The 801-nt window shown below is 62.0% G+C and carries 1 pseudogene; it reads right to left on the reverse strand.

The annotated features are described in order from the left end of the window. Positions 1-740 (reverse strand): annotated as a pseudogene (locus tag AC1D1X_RS24725) (DUF6531 domain-containing protein); the annotation flags it as partial. Positions 741-801: the final 61 nt, after the last annotated feature.

The raw sequence follows: 801 nt of genomic DNA on the forward strand, positions 1-801 counted from the left end.
TCCGTTACCAGCACCGGCAGCCTGAAGGTCGGGTGCCATTGCGTGGTCGTTGTCTGCACTTCGGGCAATCCTGCTGCCCTGGTCGTACTCAAGGGAAGGCGCCGGTTGATGTCCCAGGTGTACATGGTGTTCACGCCCAGGAAGTCGGTCTYCTGGGTGATGAAGCCGTTGGCGTCCTGTACTCGGCTGGCGGCGGATGGAGCGCCTGTTCCGCTGGGCTTGTCGGCGCCGGTGACACCCAGTTGCCCCTTGTTGGTGCTGTAGTTGTAGGTGCGCTGGGTGCCCAAGGGGTCGGTCACTGTGGCTGAGCCAGGGGTGGCGTAACTCACCGTGTACAGGTCGGCACCGCCCGCATAGCCGCTGCTGATGGCGCGGCCCAGGCTGTCATAGGCGATGTTGGACAGCCGGATTCCCCGCTCATCGGTGATGCCGGTGACCAGTTGGGCGTAAGTAGCGTTCTCGTAGTGGTAGATGCGGGTGACGGTGCCTCCCGAAGTACCAGGGTAACTGACGCTGGTCAGGTGTGAGGTGGCGGTGGTGCCGTCGTAGCTGTAGCTGATGATCCGGCCATCGCTGCCGATGACGCTCGTCAGCTGGCTGCTGGGGTTGTACGCAAAGCTCAAGGTGCGGCCGAACTGGTTGCTCACACTGAGGAGCAATCCTGCGACCGGAGCGGTCGTGGATATGGTGCTGGGCGTGCTGTAGGTATAGCTTTGGATCCAACCGTTTCTCTGGGTCACGGTGAGCAGCTTGCCTGCCGTATCGAACTGCCACAGGCTATCGTCGTCCAGCCGTTTATAC

Source organism: Polaromonas sp. P1_G4 (genome assembly GCF_056405475.1).